This window comes from Bacillus sp. ISL-55 (assembly GCF_018613155.1).
Lineage (GTDB): Bacteria > Bacillota > Bacilli > Bacillales > Cytobacillaceae > Mesobacillus.
This window is the reverse complement of record NZ_JAGGQU010000009.1, coordinates 121,602-139,015: the sequence shown is the minus strand read 5'-3', so window position 1 is coordinate 139,015 and position 17,414 is coordinate 121,602. Positions and strand designations below refer to the sequence as shown.

At 42.5% G+C, this 17,414-nt stretch carries 17 protein-coding genes; 15 read left to right on the top strand and 2 right to left on the bottom strand.

The window, feature by feature from the left end; all coding sequences use genetic code 11:
* The first annotated feature begins 146 nt into the window (after positions 1-146).
* Positions 147-1,571 (top strand): aspartate ammonia-lyase, encoded by a 1,425-nt coding sequence (aspA, locus tag J7E32_RS05600; protein ID WP_214904845.1) that lies wholly within the window; start codon positions 147-149, stop codon positions 1,569-1,571.
* Between the two features lie 270 nt (positions 1,572-1,841).
* Positions 1,842-2,681 (top strand): formate/nitrite transporter family protein, encoded by an 840-nt coding sequence (locus J7E32_RS05595; protein WP_214904842.1) that lies wholly within the window; start codon positions 1,842-1,844, stop codon positions 2,679-2,681.
* Between the two features lie 49 nt (positions 2,682-2,730).
* Here J7E32_RS05595 and J7E32_RS05590 read toward each other — a convergent pair whose 3' ends face one another.
* Positions 2,731-3,516: an HAD family hydrolase gene (locus J7E32_RS05590; RefSeq protein WP_214904840.1), complete on the bottom strand. Its 786-nt coding sequence runs from the start codon at positions 3,514-3,516 to the stop codon at positions 2,731-2,733.
* Positions 3,517-3,682: 166 nt separating this feature from the next.
* Between J7E32_RS05590 and J7E32_RS05585 the strand changes: the two genes are divergently transcribed.
* The 13 genes from J7E32_RS05585 to J7E32_RS05525 all read left to right on the top strand — a co-directional run bounded on the left by J7E32_RS05585 (position 3,683) and on the right by J7E32_RS05525 (position 16,083).
* On the top strand, positions 3,683-3,829 hold the full coding sequence (locus tag J7E32_RS05585) for a lmo0937 family membrane protein (protein WP_167830891.1): 147 nt from the start codon (positions 3,683-3,685) through the stop codon (positions 3,827-3,829).
* Between the two features lie 483 nt (positions 3,830-4,312).
* The gene (locus J7E32_RS05580; RefSeq protein ID WP_214904836.1) at positions 4,313-4,942 is read left to right on the top strand and encodes an NUDIX hydrolase; all 630 of its coding nucleotides are present in this window, start codon (positions 4,313-4,315) and stop codon (positions 4,940-4,942) included.
* Positions 4,943-5,231: 289 nt separating this feature from the next.
* Entirely contained in the window at positions 5,232-6,056 is an 825-nt protein-coding gene (locus J7E32_RS05575) for a M55 family metallopeptidase (protein WP_214904833.1), read from the top strand.
* Between the two features lie 53 nt (positions 6,057-6,109).
* Positions 6,110-7,042, top strand: a complete 933-nt coding sequence (locus J7E32_RS05570; RefSeq protein ID WP_214904830.1) for an ABC transporter permease — start codon at positions 6,110-6,112, stop codon at positions 7,040-7,042.
* The gene (locus J7E32_RS05565; RefSeq protein ID WP_041965394.1) at positions 7,042-7,995 is read left to right on the top strand and encodes an ABC transporter permease; all 954 of its coding nucleotides are present in this window, start codon (positions 7,042-7,044) and stop codon (positions 7,993-7,995) included. The genes J7E32_RS05570 and J7E32_RS05565 overlap by 1 nt, the downstream gene beginning before the upstream one ends.
* A 5-nt stretch (positions 7,996-8,000) precedes the next feature.
* Positions 8,001-8,996, top strand: a complete 996-nt coding sequence (locus J7E32_RS05560; RefSeq protein WP_214904827.1) for an ABC transporter ATP-binding protein — start codon at positions 8,001-8,003, stop codon at positions 8,994-8,996.
* 84 nt (positions 8,997-9,080) lie between these two features.
* Positions 9,081-10,682, top strand: coding sequence for a peptide ABC transporter substrate-binding protein (locus J7E32_RS05555; protein ID WP_214905036.1), 1,602 nt, complete (start codon positions 9,081-9,083; stop codon positions 10,680-10,682).
* 295 nt (positions 10,683-10,977) lie between these two features.
* The gene (locus J7E32_RS05550; RefSeq protein WP_214904824.1) at positions 10,978-11,898 is read left to right on the top strand and encodes a S66 peptidase family protein; all 921 of its coding nucleotides are present in this window, start codon (positions 10,978-10,980) and stop codon (positions 11,896-11,898) included.
* A 20-nt stretch (positions 11,899-11,918) separates the two neighbouring features.
* Complete coding sequence (locus J7E32_RS05545; RefSeq protein WP_214904821.1) at positions 11,919-13,025, top strand: mandelate racemase/muconate lactonizing enzyme family protein; 1,107 nt, start codon at positions 11,919-11,921, stop codon at positions 13,023-13,025.
* Complete coding sequence (locus tag J7E32_RS05540; protein ID WP_214904818.1) at positions 13,012-13,941, top strand: C40 family peptidase; 930 nt, start codon at positions 13,012-13,014, stop codon at positions 13,939-13,941. Before J7E32_RS05545 ends, J7E32_RS05540 begins: the two co-directional genes overlap by 14 nt.
* A 2-nt stretch (positions 13,942-13,943) precedes the next feature.
* A complete protein-coding gene (locus tag J7E32_RS05535) occupies positions 13,944-14,954 on the top strand; it encodes an ABC transporter ATP-binding protein (protein ID WP_214904816.1) in 1,011 nt (336 codons plus the stop codon).
* A gap of 14 nt (positions 14,955-14,968) precedes the next feature.
* Positions 14,969-15,772: a serine hydrolase gene (locus J7E32_RS05530; protein ID WP_214904804.1), complete on the top strand. Its 804-nt coding sequence runs from the start codon at positions 14,969-14,971 to the stop codon at positions 15,770-15,772.
* A 143-nt stretch (positions 15,773-15,915) separates the two neighbouring features.
* Positions 15,916-16,083, top strand: coding sequence for a hypothetical protein (locus J7E32_RS05525; protein WP_214904800.1), 168 nt, complete (start codon positions 15,916-15,918; stop codon positions 16,081-16,083).
* A gap of 43 nt (positions 16,084-16,126) precedes the next feature.
* Here the strand turns inward: J7E32_RS05525 and J7E32_RS05520 are convergent, their stop codons facing one another.
* Entirely contained in the window at positions 16,127-17,353 is a 1,227-nt protein-coding gene (locus tag J7E32_RS05520; RefSeq protein WP_214904797.1) for an MFS transporter, read from the bottom strand.
* Positions 17,354-17,414 lie beyond the last annotated feature (61 nt).

Here is a 17,414-nt window from a genome sequence, read left to right as displayed (position 1 = left end):
CTTCTTTTTGATTTACAATAGTCATGTAGGCTGATATTTAGGCTAAGGGGGACTAAAAGTTGCAGAAGATTGTCGGAAGATGATTTCCCGCAATACAAAATTTGGGTTGATTACGAAATTTCACGCTTTTTGGAGGGGTAGAACAAATGTCTGAGGTAAAAGTCCGTATTGAAAAGGATTTTCTGGGTACGAAGGAAGTTTTAGCGGATGCGTATTATGGCATTCAAACTTTAAGGGCTGTTGAAAACTTCCCGATAACAGGATATAGAATACATAGTGAACTTATAAAGGCGATGGCCATGGTAAAAAAAGCTGCGGCACTTGCCAATATGGAAACAGGAAGGCTTTACGGCGGACTTGGAGAGGTCATTGTAAAAGCGGCTGATGAAATAATCCAGGGCCAGTGGCATGAACAGTTCATCGTTGATCCAATTCAAGGGGGAGCTGGGACCTCAATCAACATGAACACGAATGAAGTAATTGCGAACCGCGCGCTGGAATTGCTTGGTGAAGAGAAAGGGGATTATTTCACTTTAAGCCCCAACTCACATGTGAACATGGCTCAATCGACGAATGATGCATTTCCTACAGCGATGCATATTTCTGTCCTATCGCTTTTGGACAAGCTATTGGATACTATGCAAATCATGCGCGATGTTTTCTCGCAAAAAGCAAGGGAATTTGATGCTGTCATCAAAATGGGCCGAACACACTTACAGGATGCTGTTCCAATCCGCCTTGGCCAGGAATTCGAAGCATATACCCGGGTAATCGAACGGGATATAGATAGAATCAAGCATACCCGCGGCCACCTGTTTGAAGTTAACATGGGGGCAACTGCAGTAGGGACCGGGTTAAATGCCAATCCTAAATATATTAAAAATGTTGTTCATCACCTATCTGAAATCAGTGGGTATCCATTGAAAAATGCCGACCATTTAGTGGATGCGACACAAAATACGGATGCGTATACGACAGTTTCAGCGGCCTTAAAAGTGTGCATGATGAATATGTCGAAAATAGCCAATGACTTACGCTTGATGGCTTCCGGACCTCGAGTAGGCTTTAACGAGATTTTCCTTCCTTCAAGACAGCCAGGCTCATCCATCATGCCTGGCAAGGTGAATCCGGTTATGCCTGAAGTCATCAACCAGGTTGCTTTCCAGGTTATTGGAAATGACCATACAATTTGTCTGGCTTCCGAAGCGGGCCAGCTCGAGTTAAATGTCATGGAGCCTGTCCTGATTTTCAACCTGATCCAATCAATCAGCATCATGAACAATGGGTTCAAGGTTTTCACTGATCATTGCCTCGTTGGAATTGAAGCGAACAAAGAGAAGCTTGAGAAGGATGTTGAGAGAAGTGTCGGCGTCATAACTGCTGTCAATCCGCACTTAGGTTATGAAGCGGTGTCGAGAATAGCGAGAGAGGCAATTCTGACAGGAAAGTCAGTAAGGGAACTTTGCCTTGCTTACGACGTCCTGACGGAAGAAGAGCTCGATTTAATCCTGAATCCATATGAAATGACAAACCCCGGAATAGCAGGGGAAGAATTGTTGAATAAAGACTGATTACAAAAAGGGTGGCCAAAAAGTACAAGCTTTTGGGCACCCTTTTTGTTATTTTTTAGGCGTGAAAACTTGCTAATGATTTCTCAACATGTAGAGTTCTCCTTTAGGTTTTTACACATCGGTATGGTATCAATAAGAAATGTTGTTGATAAAAAAATGGCAAAAAGATTAAAAGACTGTTTTGTTGTTGGACAAAGGGGAATTAAGCCATTAAAGAAATCTTCAATAGCCAGATTTAAAAATGCATCTTAAGAACAGGAGGAATTTGAATTGGCATTTCGAAAACCCCAGGAAATTGCTCAAGTGACCATTGATTCAGGCACCTACAAGGCTGCTATGCCCGTAAAGAACATGCTTGCACTGGGATTCCTGGGAGGGGCTTTTATTGCTATAGGCTATCTCTTGGACATCAGGGTAATCGCGAATTTGCCGCACGAGTGGGGGACGTTTGGAACATTCCTGGGTGCCTCGGTATTTCCTCTTGGCCTGATATTGATCCTTCTTGCTGGAGGAGAACTGTTGACGGGAAATATGACGGCCATTTCAATGGCCAGTCTTGCGAAGAAAGTAACAGTAAAGATGCTATTGAAAAATTGGTTCTGGATTACTCTAAGTAACTTTATAGGAGCGCTTTTTGTAGCTTATTTTTTTGGACATATAGTCGGCTTGACCGATACAGGTCCATATCTTGATAAAACAGTCGCTGTAGCTGGGGCAAAACTTGATGCTGGCTTCTGGGCGGCATTTTTCTCAGGTATTGGCTGTAACTGGCTTGTTAGTTTGGCAGTTTGGCTTTCATATGGAGCATCCGATATGACAGGAAAGGTTTTGGCGATCTGGTTTCCGATTATGGGCTTTGTAGCAATCGGCTTCCAACACGTCGTCGCAAACATGTTCGTCATCCCGGCAGCGATTTTTGCTGGATATTATACCTGGGGTGCATACTTTGCCAACTTTGTACCTGTTTATTTAGGGAATGCAGTTGGCGGAGGAGTCTTCGTAGCTTTGATTTATTGGATGAGTTATAAGGACAGCTTAACAAAGCCTGCTGCACAGCCTGAGGATCAATTTTCAAAGGCAAGCGCAAAAAAACGTGCAGCTGGTAAATAAAAATGGAACCTCTTCGGAAGAGGTTCCATTTTTATGTCATGGGCTTATTTCATAATAATCCAAGCGATTTTAATCCATTGTAAATGCCCGAATTTGTGACAGCAGTTGTCTTATGTTTAGCATATTGAAGCAGGTCAGGATGCGCATTGCCCATCGCGAACCCTTCACCTGCACTTGCCAGCATTTCCCGGTCATTCATTCCGTCTCCGAAGGCAATTGACTCTTCACGTTTAATTCCCAGTTTATTCAAAAGGAATTCGACACCAATACCTTTATTAACATGATCACGAATCACATCGTAGCAATGCTGCATACCCTCAACATTCACTTGTGACAAATGGATTCCATTCTTGAATTTGTATAGTGAATCTCCTTTATTTCCAGCAGTGATGATTGTCATGCCAAGAATTTCATCAATCATACCTTCTGTGAATGTTGCATTTTGCCGCAAATGGAATTGCTTGAGAAAGGCTTGTACCGATTCTGATTCCAAATTGGTCAAGTAATTTTTATCATTCGTATAACAAACAACTTCATGGCCATTAGCGGCTGCCACATCCAATATGTATTTTGCATCCTCAGATTGCATTGGTTCGGCAAAAATCGTTTCGCCTTCATAAATTCCCAGTGCCCCGTTATATCCAATATAAGAAGAGATTTGAAGTTCCTCTGCAAGTTCAGATATCTCATGGAGAGGACGTCCTGTGGCCAAAACCACTTCAATATCTTGCCTCTTCATTTCAATGATGGCTGTCTTCGTAGAGTCCTCAATGGTATCATCGGGTCTTAAAATCGTTCCGTCTATGTCCAGAAATAAAATCTTGAAGTGTCCCATGGCAATTTCTCCTGACTTAAAAAAGATAGTATAAGTTAAGTGTTACATATGGACCATTAAGTATCAAATATTTCAATAGCAGGAAGGTGAGGAGGCATCTTGTTTAATAGAATTAACAAAAGGGTAAACTTTAACCAAGAAAACAACAAGAAAGGAGAGGATTCGAATGTTATGGACAATAGCAGGAATATTGCTGGTACTCTGGTTGCTCGGACTGATTTTTGAGATTGCCGGCGGAATCATCCATATACTCCTCGTAATCGGAATTATCTTGATTGCATATAAGGCGATCAAGGGACGGGCATCTGGTTGATACGAGATTTAAGGGCAGCGGCAAATCGTCGCTGTCTTTTACTTTGCATTCACACGGTTGCAGAGCTTTTCAGTGAAATGGCTTATTGGTGCCCTGTTTTTTCAAGGAACAGAAATTTAGGTCATCAATCGGGTTTATTGGTGCCCTGTTTTTCAAGGAACAGGAAATTTAGGTCACCAATCGGGTTTATTGGTGCCCTGTTTTTCAAGGAACAGGAAATTTAGGTCATCAATCGGGCTTATTGGTGCCTTGTTTTTCAAGGAACAGGAAATTTAGGTCACCAATCGAGCTGAATGGCTCTTTATTTTTCTAAATCAGGGAACTCGCGTCTCTAATCCAACTCCTCAATACTATGTTATTAAAATCCGAATGAATGATGTCACCAATAAGTATCATCTAAAAAGAGCCATTTCCTTTATTTTCATTGGTTTTTCATAATACAATGAAAGTACATACTTTTAAAGGGAGAGTGGATGTCCAATAATGAATATAAATCAGATAGCAAATACTTTATTGGGGCGGACACCCTCAATTTTGGGCCATGAAAAATTCATCAAATTCGCAGTGTTGCTGCCGTTAGTGGAAGTTCATGGTGAAGCCCATATTTTATTCGAGGTACGTTCCCTAAAGATGAGAAGACAGCCTGGTGAGGTCTGTTTCCCGGGCGGGAAGATAGAAGTGGGAGAGGATCCCCAAAAAGCAGCGGTCAGAGAAACGTCGGAAGAACTCGGGATAAGGGAAAGCGAGATTATTGATGTTTTTCCTTTGGATTACATGGTGTCTGCATTCGGAACAATTATCTACCCTTTTGTGGGGAGAATAAGTAATTTAAACAACCTCATTCCTAACGAAGCGGAAGTAGGGGAAGTATTCACTGTTCCTCTGTCTTTCTTTAAAAAGAACCAGCCGGACAGTTATAAAATCAACTTTCAAGTGGAACCAGAAGATGGTTTTCCTTTCGACTTGATCATAGGCGGCGAGAATTACAATTGGCAAACAAGAACGATGGATGAATATTTCTATCGCACGAACGACAAGGTGATTTGGGGACTTACAGCAAAGGTGCTGACCCATTTTATTGAATTAATGGAACAATATAATCTCAACGAGTAGAGCGCATATTTTTGCGCTCTTTTCTTCTGCTCAAAACCATTATCTTGAAAAAACGGTTTAAAAACTCCTGCGGGTACGAGAAAATGAACTTTAAATCCTAATTTTTTATAATTTTACTCATTTCCCATTTTGCTAATATTATTCATTTGATAATATTATTGACATTTTAATACCAGTGACAAATCTCCTATTTCCTTGTAATAACAGAAATTAATAGGAAAAAAGGTTGCGGTTGGTAGATTTATTATTTATAATTTTAAGATAATTATTCATAGAAAGTTGGGTAAAAATGAAACTGTACATATCAGTGGACATGGAAGGGATTACTGGTCTGGTCGACCATACCCATGTTGACTCTTCAAAGCACAATTATGATCGCGGCAGGAAAATCATGACACAGGAAGCGAACTATGTGATTGAGAAAGCATTTAAGACTGGCTGCCAGGAAGTCATTGTCAATGATAGCCATTCCAAAATGAACAACCTACTAATAGAGGATCTTCATCCGGAAACCCAGTTGATTACCGGAGATGTAAAGCCATTTTCAATGGTCCAGGGATTGGATGACAGCTTTGGAGGAGCAGTATTTGTCGGATACCATGCCAGGGCATCGATGAGCGGAGTGATGTCGCATTCGATGATTTTCGGTGTTCGCCATATGTGGATCAATGATGTTCAAATTGGCGAGCTTGGATTCAACGCTTACGTAGCAGGTCATTATGGGGTACCTGTTATCATGGTGGCAGGAGACGATGGGGCTGCCCGAGAAGCAGAGTCATTGATTCCTAACATTACAACTGCTGTAGTTAAACAGTCAATTTCAAGGTCTGCGGCAAAATCTTTAACACCAGTGAAAGCGGGTGAACTGCTTGCAGAGAAAACTGAGTTGGCTATTAAAAACAAGGACAAAGTGAAACCGCTTACTCCGCCTGAGAATCCTGTGCTAAGGATTGAATTTGCCAATTATGGACAAGCAGAGTGGGCAAATTTGATGCCCGGAACAGAAATTGAAGAAGGGACCACAATTGTCCGCTATCAGGCTAAGGACATTCTTGAAGCCTATCAAGCTATGCTTGTGATGACAGAACTTGCCATGAGGACGACTTTTTCATAGAATGCTATATCACCTTAAGACCTGACATAAAGACATGATAAGGATGTGAGTTAATGCTCCATTACATACTCAAACGACTGGGCTCCATGGCGGTCACATTGCTGGTCATCATCACGTTGACCTTCTTCTTGATGCACTCGATTCCAGGTTCTCCTTTTAACGAGGAGCGGGCGACGAGCGAAGCAGTCCAAAAGAACCTAGAAAGTTTCTATCATTTGGATGAGCCATTATACGTTCAATACTTTATATACTTAAAATCTATCGCGACATTCGATTTTGGGCCATCTATCAAAAAGTCCTCACAGACTGTGAACGAAATGCTTGGCAGGGGATTCCCTGTTTCATTCGAACTAGGGATGATCACCCTGATTGTCGCGATTTTTTCTGGCATCCTTCTGGGAATCATTGCAGCACTCCGACATAATGGCTTGATTGATTATCTTGCGATGACAGTAGCGGTAGTGGGTATTTCGGTTCCAAACTTTGTCATGGCCACCCTGCTGATCCAGCAGTTAGCTGTTACCTGGGAGATCCTTCCGGTTGCCACCTGGACAAGTCCGAAGCATATGATTCTGCCGACACTGGCACTTGCGACCGGACCTATGGCAATCATTGCCCGTTTGACGAGATCCAGCATGCTTGAGGTCTTGACGCAGGACTACATACGGACAGCAAAGGCAAAAGGGCTGTCTCCTGTAAAAATTGTGTTCAAACATGCATTAAAGAACGCATTGCTTCCAGTTGTCACGATTCTTGGCTCATTGGCAGCTAGTATTCTTACAGGAACATTCGTAATCGAAAAGATCTTTGCGATTCCAGGCATGGGCAAGTACTTTGTCGAAAGCATCAACCAACGTGACTACCCTGTCATAATGGGAACAACGATTTTTTACAGTACAGTATTGATCATGATGCTTTTCCTTGTAGACCTCGCTTACGGCATTCTTGACCCAAGGATCAAGCTTCATAAAAAGGAGGGAAAATGATGGCTCTGCGCAAACATCAGGAACCACCAGAAGTACCGTCAATTCCTGACGACTGGTTTGTTCCTATTGAAAAAAGTGACTCGGAAGCAGAAGCTGTTGTCAGGCCCAGCCTGTCATATTGGCAGGATGCATGGAGACGCCTCCTGAAAAACAAGCTTGCCATGATGGGGTTATTCTTCTTATCTGTATTGACATTCATGGCGATTTTCGGGCCGATCATTTCGCCTCACACTGTTGACCATCAGGATTTGGTCAATCAAAACCTTCCACCATCAAGTGAGCATTGGTTTGGAACCGATGAGCTCGGGAGGGATGTATTTACCCGGACTTGGTATGGAGCACGTATATCTTTATTCGTCGGCATTGCGGCAGCATTGATCGACTTTCTTATCGGGGTCATCTATGGCGGGATTGCTGGCTATAAAGGCGGCAGGACAGATCATTTCATGATGAGAATCATAGAAGTTCTTTATGGCCTTCCATATTTGCTTGTAGTTATTTTAATCAGTGTAGTGATGGGGCCAAGCCTTGCTACGATCATTTTCGCACTGACGATTACAGGCTGGATAGGGATGGCACGGATTGTCCGCGGCCAAGTCCTGCAGATCAAGAACTACGAATACGTGTTAGCATCTAAAACATTCGGAACGAAAACGGCAAGAATCATCCGGAAAAATCTGCTGCCAAATACGATGGGACCAATCATTGTGCAAATTACACTTTCTGTTCCATCTGCTATCTTTGCTGAAGCATTCCTTAGCTTCCTTGGTTTGGGAATCCAGGCACCGCTTGCGAGCTGGGGATCGATGGCAAGCGATGCTTTGCCGGTTATTCTATCAGGTGACTGGTGGAGGCTGTTTTTCCCGGCATTCTTCATTTCAATGACAATGTTTTCGTTTAACGTTTTAGGTGATGGGCTTCAGGATGCACTTGACCCGAAGCTAAGGAGGTAGGCAACATGGAAAAAGTACTTGTAGTAAAAGACCTTCATGTTTCATTCAAGACGTACGGCGGTGAGGTTAAAGCTGTCCGTGGAGTCACTTTTGATTTACATAAAGGAGAAACTTTAGCGATTGTAGGGGAGTCAGGCTGCGGAAAGAGCGTGACTTCACAAAGTATCATGAGATTGATACCGGAACCACCAGGCAGGTTTGATGGTGGCTCCATCGTTTTTAAAGGGAAAGATCTGACGAAACTGAAAGATTCTGAGATGCGAAAAATTCGCGGGTCTGATATATCGATGATTTTCCAGGATCCGATGACTGCATTGAATCCGACTTTGACAATCGGGGATCAGCTGACTGAAGGAATTCTCCAGCATATGAACCTGTCAAAGGAACAGGCAAAGAAAGTGGCGGTACAAATGCTGGATCTTGTGGGAATACCGAGCCCGCAGGTCCGCCTGAAACAATACCCTCATCAATTCAGCGGCGGAATGAGGCAAAGGATTGTTATTGCCATGGCGCTAGTCTGCCAGCCGGAGGTTTTGATTGCGGACGAACCGACAACAGCGCTTGACGTGACTATCCAGGCTCAGATTTTAGAATTGTTCCGTGATATCCAGAAAAAAACAGGTGTCTCGATTATCCTGATTACCCATGATTTAGGAGTCGTTGCACAAGTCGCTGATCGGATCGCGGTCATGTATGCTGGTAAAATCGTCGAATCAGGGACAAGAAGAGAGATTTTTTATAACCCGCAGCATCCATATACGAAAGGTCTATTGAATTCCGTTCCGCGTTTGGATGTGGATGGTGCAGAGCTGATACCGATTGGCGGGACTCCGCCTGATTTATTCTCTCCGCCGGTTGGATGTCCGTTCACAGCCAGATGCCCATTTGCAATGGAGGTTTGTGATAAAGTCTACCCTTCAGCAACAAAGCTTTCCGACAGCCACGGTGTGGACTGCTGGCTTCAGGATGAGCGAGCGCAAAAAATGCTCGCCAGCAGATAGTGTTCAATCAGGCTATTGCCTTTTTGATATAATTTTAAGTCAACATAAGGGGGAAACAGAGTGAAAAAGTTATTAACCATACTCATGGCAGCAATGCTTGTGTTCACGATGGCGGCATGTACCGCCAACGATAATGCAGGTAAAGAAAAAGATGGAAACGATAGTGGGGAAAAAGGGGACGAAAAGGTCCTTTACCTAAACAATGGCCAGGAACCAACATCTTTTGACCCTCCTATCGGTTTCGATTCTGCATCTTGGAACGCTTTGAACAATCTGATGGAAGGTCTTACGCGACTGGGTAAAGATCATCAGCCAGAAGCTGCAACTGCAGAAAAGTGGGATGTCTCTGAAGATGGGAAGACCTACACTTTCCACATTCGTGAAGATGCTAAATGGTCCAATGGCGACGATGTAACAGCTAAGGATTTTGAATTTGCATGGAAGCGTCTCCTGAATCCAGAAACTGGATCAGCCGCAGCTTTCCTCGGCTATTTCATTGAAGGCGGAGAGGAATTCAACAGTGGAGAAGGTTCTGCTGACAATGTAAAAGTAAAAGCTGTGGACGACAAAACTTTTGAAGTTACTTTAACAAGCCCGCAGGCATATTTCTTAAGTGTCATTGCCAATCCGGCATTTTTCCCGATCAATGAAAAGGTAGCGAAAGAAAATCCAGAGTGGTTCTCTGAAGCTGACTCATTCGTAGGAAATGGACCGTTCAACCTTGCTAGCTGGGAGCATGACACCAAATTCGTCATGAAAAAGAATGATCAGTATTGGGATGCTGAAAACGTCAAGCTTGATCGTGTAGAATGGGCAATCGTAGACGATACAAACACTGAGTATCAAATGTATGAGGCTGGGGATCTGGATGTTTCCGATGTACCTGCTGAATTAAGCGATAAGCTGTTCAAAGAAGGCAAGGTACAGGTTGAGGATCAGGCAGGAGATTATTTCTACCGTTTCAATGTTACAAAAGAGCCGTTCCAGAATGTGAATATCCGTAAAGCCTTCGCTCTAGCTGTAGACCAGCAGAAAATCGTTGACTTTGTCACGAAGAACAAAGAAGAAGCTGCTTACGGCTTTGTATCTCCTGGTTTCCAGGATCCATCAGGCAAGGACTTCCGTGAAGTAAATGGTGATTTCAATAAAACTGATGTAGAAGAAGCGAAAGTACTATTGGAAAAGGGAATGGAAGAAGAAGGATACACTGAACTTCCTGAAGTTACACTGACGTATAGCACAAGCGATGTGCACAAAAAGATTGCTGAAGCTTTACAACAAATGTTCAAAGAAAACCTTGGCGTAGAAGTCAAGCTTGCGAACATGGAATGGAACGTATTCGCGGAAGAACAGAAAGTACTAAAGCACCAGCTTTCCCGCAGTTCATTCCTTGCTGACTATGCGGATCCAATCAACTTCCTGGAAAACTTCCAGACTGGCCACTCCATGAACCGTACTGGCTGGGGCAATCCGAAGTATGATGAACTGATTAAGCAGGCAAAAAATGAATCTGATGAAGCAAAACGTTTTGACTTAATGTATCAGGCAGAGAAGATTTTGTTTGAAGAAGCACCAATCTTCACTGTTCACTTCTACAACCAAGTTTATCTTCAAAATGAAGCTGTATCTGATGTTGTCCGCCATCCGGTAGGATACCTTGAATTAAAGTGGGCAGATAAGAAGTAGTAATTCTAAGAAAGAGGTGTTCATCTTGGAACACCTCTTTTTTACCAGTACATACCATTTAAAAATATCCTTTATACATATGAATCTTTTTCGGCAAAGAAAGCCTTCTGCATTTACCCAAAATGGCCCGGAAACAGAATTTAGGGCAAAGCAGGCCTTCTGCATTTACCCAATATGGTCCGGAAACCGAATTTAGGGCAAAGCAGGGTATTTAACTTTATCACATGTACTCTTAAAGTAGTCGATAAAATAGTTATGTCAACTTGATAACGATAATAAAAAGGAGTCGATTGAAATGACAATGAAGCCCAGTCGTCTGAAAAAAGGAGATACCGTGGCGGTCATAGCGCCAGCGAGTCCGCCTAATAAAGAAAATTTGAAGCGTGGCTTAAAATTCGTCGAGGATTTAGGGCTCAATTATAAATTAGGAAAATCACTTTATACTGAATATGGCTACCTTGCCGGGAATGATGAAGAGAGACTGGCAGACTTACATGAGATGTTCCTCGATGACGAAGTAAAAGGAATTATCTGTGCTGGCGGCGGTTATGGCACAGCCCGAATTGCTTCAGCGATAGACTATGATGTTATTAAAAACAATCCTAAAATCTTTTGGGGCTACAGCGACATTACTTTCTTGCACACTGCAATCAGGCAGCAGACAGGGCTGGTAAGCTTCCATGGTCCAATGCTCGCTTCGGATATAGGTAAAGAAGGGGCCAACCAAATTTCCAAGGATACATTTCAACAATTGTTTACACCGTCAGAGCTGAATTATTCTTCTGAGCTTTCGCAAATTGATGAGCTGGTACCCGGCACCGCTAGAGGATCGTTAGTTGGCGGAAACCTCTCGCTTCTTTCAAGCTCTATGGGAACACCATATGAAATTGATACAGAAGGTAAGATTTTGCTTATTGAAGACATTAATGAAGAGCCCCGGGCTGTAGACAGGATGCTGAACCAGCTGTTTATGGCAGGCAAGCTGCAGGAATCAGCTGGGATCATTATCGGTGACTTTAATAACTGCGTACCAGAAAGAGAACTGTCTTTAACTCTGGAAGAAGTTATAGGCCATTACATTAAACTTGCAGGTAAACCGGCTCTAAAAGGATTCAAAATGGGGCATTGCTCCCCTCACATTGGTGTGCCACTCGGGGTGGCTGCATCCATGAATACCAAAGAGAAAACGTTATATGTTGAGAGCGGGATCAAATAGAACCAAAGGAGATAAGAGTTATGATTATTGAAAAAATCGAGACATTCCGTAATGCTGTCCCTTTGAAAAAGCCGTTTAAAACCGCACTCCGCACAGTTACTGTAGCTGAAGCCATTTTTGTTAAAATTACCTGTGATAATGGGATTACCGGCTGGGGAGAGGCACCGCCTACATTGGTCATAACAGGGGACAGTCTCGTAAGTATCGAGGGTGCAATCAATGACGTCATCAAGCCGTTTTTATTAAAAAAGAATCTTTTGAACTCTGAAGCTATTTTCCAGGGGTTAAAAACCATCCTTGTTAACAATACCAGCGCAAAAGCAGCCGTTGATATGGCATTGTATGACTGTATCTCGCAAAATTGCAGCCTGCCGCTCTATCAATTCCTTGGAGGCTACAGAAATGAGCTTGAAACCGATTTTACCGTCAGTGTGAACACTCCAGAAGAAATGGGTGAGGATGCCGTTGGATATGTAAGCAGTGGTTTCAATGTACTTAAGGTTAAGGTAGGAATCGGTGAGATCGAAACCGATATTGCCAGGATCCTGGAAATCCGCAAAAGAATAGGCAATGATATTAAAATTCGTCTCGATGCGAACCAGGGATGGAAACCGAAGGATGCGGTCAGGGCAATCCGAAAAATGGAGGACCTTGGACTTGATATCGAGCTGGTTGAACAGCCAGTTAAAGCAGAAGATCTGGAAGGTTTAAAGCAGGTAACTGATTCAGTTGATACCTTAATAATGGCTGACGAAAGCGTGTTTTCACCTAAACAGGCATTTGAAGTGATCAAGAGGAGAAGCGCTGACTTGATTAACATTAAATTGATGAAGTCAGGAGGAATTTACCAGGCTCAAATAATTAACCAAATGGCTGAAACCGCTGGGATAGAATGCATGGTTGGCAGTATGATTGAAACGCGGCTGGGGATTACGGCAGCTGCCCACTTCGCAGCAAGCAAGAAAAACATCACGCGTTTTGATTTCGACGCGCCATTAATGCTGGCAAATGAAGCGATTTCAGGCGGGATAAAGTATAATGGTAGAAAAATCACACTTCCGGACCAACCAGGTCTTGGAATAGAAAAGGTCCTTTCAGAAGGAGGAATTTCCGTTGGAAAGCAATAATATTTGGCTCGTCAATGTCCCTGTAGCAACTTTATGGACTTCACATGATTCTGCGAGGGAAATCGACAGGGACGCAATTTCCGCTAATCTGAATTTAGATAAATGGCTTGAAAAGCTTACTTATGAGCCACGACTACAATTGTGCGATGATAATCTGGTTCAATCACAGGTTTTATTTGGTCAGGAAGTCTTGATCATTGATGAAGTGAATGAATGGGCACACGTGATTGTCCCGGATCAGCCATCCGGAAAAGATCGTCGTGGATATCCAGGCTGGATCCCAAAAGATCAGCTGATTCAACAATCAGATTGGTATATCAAGCAAGGACCTGATGCAGTCATTACCGCTAAGAAAGCCCTTCTATATAACGAAAAGAATGAAAAGCTGATGGAATTGAGCTACCAGACCACATTGCCGATCGTGGAGGATATAGTCGATCGAATCCGCGTTAAGACACCAACTGGTATTGGCATCTTAAGAGCTGAGGATGTAACAGTTATTCCATCGGATAAGGAAATTCCTAAGAAGAATGGGGCCGCCATCGTCGCTTCCGGCGAACAATTCCTCGGATTGCCATACCTTTGGGGCGGAATGAGCAGCTATGGTTATGATTGCTCGGGTTTCAGTTATAACATGTGTCTGGCGAACGGCTATATCATTCCGAGAGATGCCCATGAACAGGCTGCTTCGGGTAAAGAAGTACCAATGTCCGATATCCTGCCAGGCGACTTGCTCTTCTTCGCCTATGAGGAAGGAAAAGGCAGCATCCATCATGTCGGTATTTATTATGGTGACGGCAAGCTTCTCCATTCACCGAATACTGGCAAGAATATCGAAATCATTTCTTTAGAAGGAACAATCTATGAAAAAGAACTCTGTGCAGCGAGACGCTACTGGATTGATACGGAGGAATAAATATGGAAAATGAAGTTTTATTAAGTGTAAGAGATTTAAAGAAGCATTTTACTATGGGTAAAAATGAGATCCTTAAAGCAGTAGATGGGATTTCATTCGATATTTATAAAGGCGAGACCTTTGGCCTTGTCGGGGAATCTGGATGCGGAAAATCCACAGCCGGCAGAACCATGATTGGACTTTATGACCGGACAGATGGAGAAGTTGTTTTTAACGGCAAAGACGTGCACTCGCTTTCGGAAAAAGAGAAATTTCTGTTTCATAAGCAGATGCAGATGATTTTCCAGGATCCATATGCCTCATTAAACCCGCGTTCTACGGTAAAGGAAATAATATCTGAACCTATGGAGGTTCATGGACTGTTTCCAAACAAAAAAGAACGATTGGAACGAATTTATCAGCTCTTGGAAGATGTGGGATTGAATCGTGACCATGCGAACCGTTATCCACACGAGTTCAGTGGCGGTCAGCGTCAGAGAATAGGAATTGCAAGAGCACTTGCGCTTGATCCGGATTTTATCATAGCGGATGAACCCATTTCAGCTCTTGATGTATCTGTCCAGGCACAGGTCGTAAACCTGCTGAAGCGTCTTCAAGAAGAAAAGGAATTGACGTATCTATTCATTGCTCACGACCTTTCCATGGTTAAGCAAATCAGCGACCGGATTGGAGTTATGTACCTCGGCCATATTGTCGAGCTCACGGCTAGTAACCAGCTTTACAATAAACCGCTTCATCCATATACTCAGGCATTGCTCTCTGCCATCCCGATACCGGATCCGAATGTGGAGGATAAGCGGGAGCGTATCATCCTCCAGGGAGAACTGCCATCCCCGATGGATCCTCCGAGCGGATGTGTGTTCAGAACCAGATGCCAGCACGCAATGGACGTCTGTGCCCAGAAGAAACCGGTATGGCAGGAAATCGACAAAAATCATTATGTTGCCTGTCATTTATATGATGAACGTTTAGAAGGAAAAGATAAAAAAGAAATGCTCGTCAATATCAGATAAGGAACCGAATAACCATGAAAATAGAAGAATTAAAAGATAGACTATCGAATGAACTCGCTGGGTGCAAGGGCCGGGCGAGTTTATTTTTGGAAATTGAAGGATCGATTATAGAATTTAACAGCAATGCAGTTTACCAGTCTGCCAGTTTGATCAAACTGCCGATGTTATTGGAGGCTTTGAGACTGATTGAAGCAGGTAAGCTGCAAAAAGACAAAATCGTTACCATTAAAGAAAGCGACAAAATTGGAGACACGGGAGTTCTCCAGGCTATGAAAGTTAAGCAGCTTACAGTCGAGGATTTGCTATCACTTATGATCATTGTGTCGGATAATTCGGCTACTAATCTATTGATTGATTTAATAGGGATAAATTCAATCAATTCGACTATATCCATGATTGGAATGAAAAACTCGATATTGCAGCGTAAAATGTTGGATTTCGATGCCATTCAATCCGGAGACGATAACTTCACATCCGCAGCTGATATCGCACTATGTCTGAAAGAAGCTGTTGCTGGGGGGTCTTTAAATAAACAATCGGAAAAGACGTTCTTTTCGCTGCTTCTGGAACAACAATTTAAAGAAAAGCTGCCAGTTTATATGGATGATTCTCTATTAAAAATAGGAAATAAGACAGGAGAACTTCCCGGAGTCGAGCACGATTGCGGTATTATATCATACGGTAAGAAGCAGGCATTTATTGTTGTATTGATTGATCGACTATCAGAAGCCGAATCAGGAAAAGCAACCATCCGACAGATTGGGAAGCACATAAACCGCTTTATAACAGGCATTTCGACAAAATCCAACCACAACTGATAGGTTTCGATAACATTTAGATATCAATTGCTAGCAATATGATAGTTTGATATTTCTGTATTTAATTGGAAAATCAAATGATAATTATTCTAATTCTCTTATTGAATAACAATATAAACAGAAGTAGAAATTTTGACTTTGCAATGAGAAGTGTAATGACGGTAAAGGAAAGATGGACTCCGACAATAGTCGAAAATGCTTTAGCTGCCCACAATTTGTCACCATATTTTGTTTACGTACATGAAAATTCAATCATCATTACTATAGATGAAGGCGGAACTCAGTTGTTTGGGTACAAATATTTTATATAACAACAGGTCCATCGTCTTCTAAACGATGGACCTGTTATTCTAGTTACACCACTTTTTTCATTAATTTTGCTTTTTCTTGATCCACACTATATTTAAGGGACCATATCAAGAACAAGGTTCCGGCAGATATATACATGATTCCGCCAATCATACCCACCAATCTTGGGTCGAACCATTCCAGAGCCATACCTGTTAAGAACATAGAGACCCCGATGAATGTATTGGACAGCATGCTAGTGATGCCGAAGTACATTCCATGCCATTTTGTAGGAATGGTCTCCATTGCCACCGTATCTAGAAGGGCATTGCCAACACCGCTGAAAATTGCGGTGACGCCAAATAGAACAGCGGCCATCCAGAAAGCTTTTGTCTGGCTAATCGAAGTCAAAAATAAACCTTCCCCTATAATGCAAATGAAAGAAAATAATAGAAATCTTTTTTTTACCATCTTAGTCAATAATGGACTGATCATTAAACCCAGACCTAGAACACTGTAAAAAATCCCTACACCCAGGTCAGCCTTTTTAAAAGTTTCAACGGCATACACACTTAATAATACATTCTCAATCCCGTTAATCAGCGGGATGATCAACTCAAACATCATCAACATTAACAGGAAGGTTGAAGCCGCAATAACAGGGAGCAATTCACTGTACTTTTCTAAGTCAGGTTCACTGATTTGTTCATTTTTGATGGTACCGCCCAGAGAAGGCAAGGTCGATAAAATCCAGCCGGCAGCTAAAAAGGACACTATATTAAGCAGAAAAGCTGCTTTGGCTCCCAGGAAGTATGAGACAATCCCGCCACTTAGAGCTCCAATGATTAAAACAATTCCCATTAATACCTGTTCCCATCCGTTTATATCTTTTAAGGATTTAGACGAAACAATGGCAGGTATGCTTGATTTCCTGATCGGTGCGTAGATTGCTTCTCCCGAGGCCAGCATGAAAGTTGCGACATATACAATCCATATATCATCAGAATTGTTGACAGCCAGAAACGACAAGGCTAATACTGCTCTGGTTAGGTCCGTAAAGATCATGATGTTCTTTCTTCCGAATTTCCTGGCAAGGCTGCTGCTCAAAGGGCTGAAGAATAAAAACGGAATCATCCTGAGAGCCATTGTAATCCCGACTGACAGGCCAGAACCAGTCATTTGCAAAATTAAAGCTAACAATGCCACCTGGCTGAATCGATCACCGATACCGTTAATAACGCCAGCAAAGAATAGTTTGCGGTAAGATTTCTCCATGTTGAAAGTATAGAACATATGGCCCTCCAAAAAACGAAGATTAGAAAATGATCTAATTAGATTATAATCTAATCCGATT

What these genes read in the sequence shown, in the direction of transcription:
- aspA (WP_214904845.1), top strand. Translation starts at nt 147, where the DNA reads ATGTCTGAGGTAAAAGTCCGTATTGAAAAGGATTTTCTGGGTACGAAG.
- J7E32_RS05590 (WP_214904840.1), bottom strand. Translation starts at nt 3,516, where the DNA reads ATGGGACACTTCAAGATTTTATTTCTGGACATAGACGGAACGATTTTA.
- J7E32_RS05585 (WP_167830891.1), top strand. Translation starts at nt 3,683, where the DNA reads ATGTTATGGACAATAGCAGGAATATTGCTGGTACTCTGGTTGCTCGGA.
- J7E32_RS05580 (WP_214904836.1), top strand. Translation starts at nt 4,313, where the DNA reads ATGAATATAAATCAGATAGCAAATACTTTATTGGGGCGGACACCCTCA.
- J7E32_RS05575 (WP_214904833.1), top strand. Translation starts at nt 5,232, where the DNA reads ATGAAACTGTACATATCAGTGGACATGGAAGGGATTACTGGTCTGGTC.
- J7E32_RS05570 (WP_214904830.1), top strand. Translation starts at nt 6,110, where the DNA reads ATGCTCCATTACATACTCAAACGACTGGGCTCCATGGCGGTCACATTG.
- J7E32_RS05565 (WP_041965394.1), top strand. Translation starts at nt 7,042, where the DNA reads ATGGCTCTGCGCAAACATCAGGAACCACCAGAAGTACCGTCAATTCCT.
- J7E32_RS05560 (WP_214904827.1), top strand. Translation starts at nt 8,001, where the DNA reads ATGGAAAAAGTACTTGTAGTAAAAGACCTTCATGTTTCATTCAAGACG.
- J7E32_RS05555 (WP_214905036.1), top strand. Translation starts at nt 9,081, where the DNA reads ATGGCAGCAATGCTTGTGTTCACGATGGCGGCATGTACCGCCAACGAT.
- J7E32_RS05550 (WP_214904824.1), top strand. Translation starts at nt 10,978, where the DNA reads ATGACAATGAAGCCCAGTCGTCTGAAAAAAGGAGATACCGTGGCGGTC.
- J7E32_RS05545 (WP_214904821.1), top strand. Translation starts at nt 11,919, where the DNA reads ATGATTATTGAAAAAATCGAGACATTCCGTAATGCTGTCCCTTTGAAA.
- J7E32_RS05535 (WP_214904816.1), top strand. Translation starts at nt 13,944, where the DNA reads ATGGAAAATGAAGTTTTATTAAGTGTAAGAGATTTAAAGAAGCATTTT.
- J7E32_RS05530 (WP_214904804.1), top strand. Translation starts at nt 14,969, where the DNA reads ATGAAAATAGAAGAATTAAAAGATAGACTATCGAATGAACTCGCTGGG.
- J7E32_RS05525 (WP_214904800.1), top strand. Translation starts at nt 15,916, where the DNA reads ATGAGAAGTGTAATGACGGTAAAGGAAAGATGGACTCCGACAATAGTC.
- J7E32_RS05520 (WP_214904797.1), bottom strand. Translation starts at nt 17,353, where the DNA reads ATGTTCTATACTTTCAACATGGAGAAATCTTACCGCAAACTATTCTTT.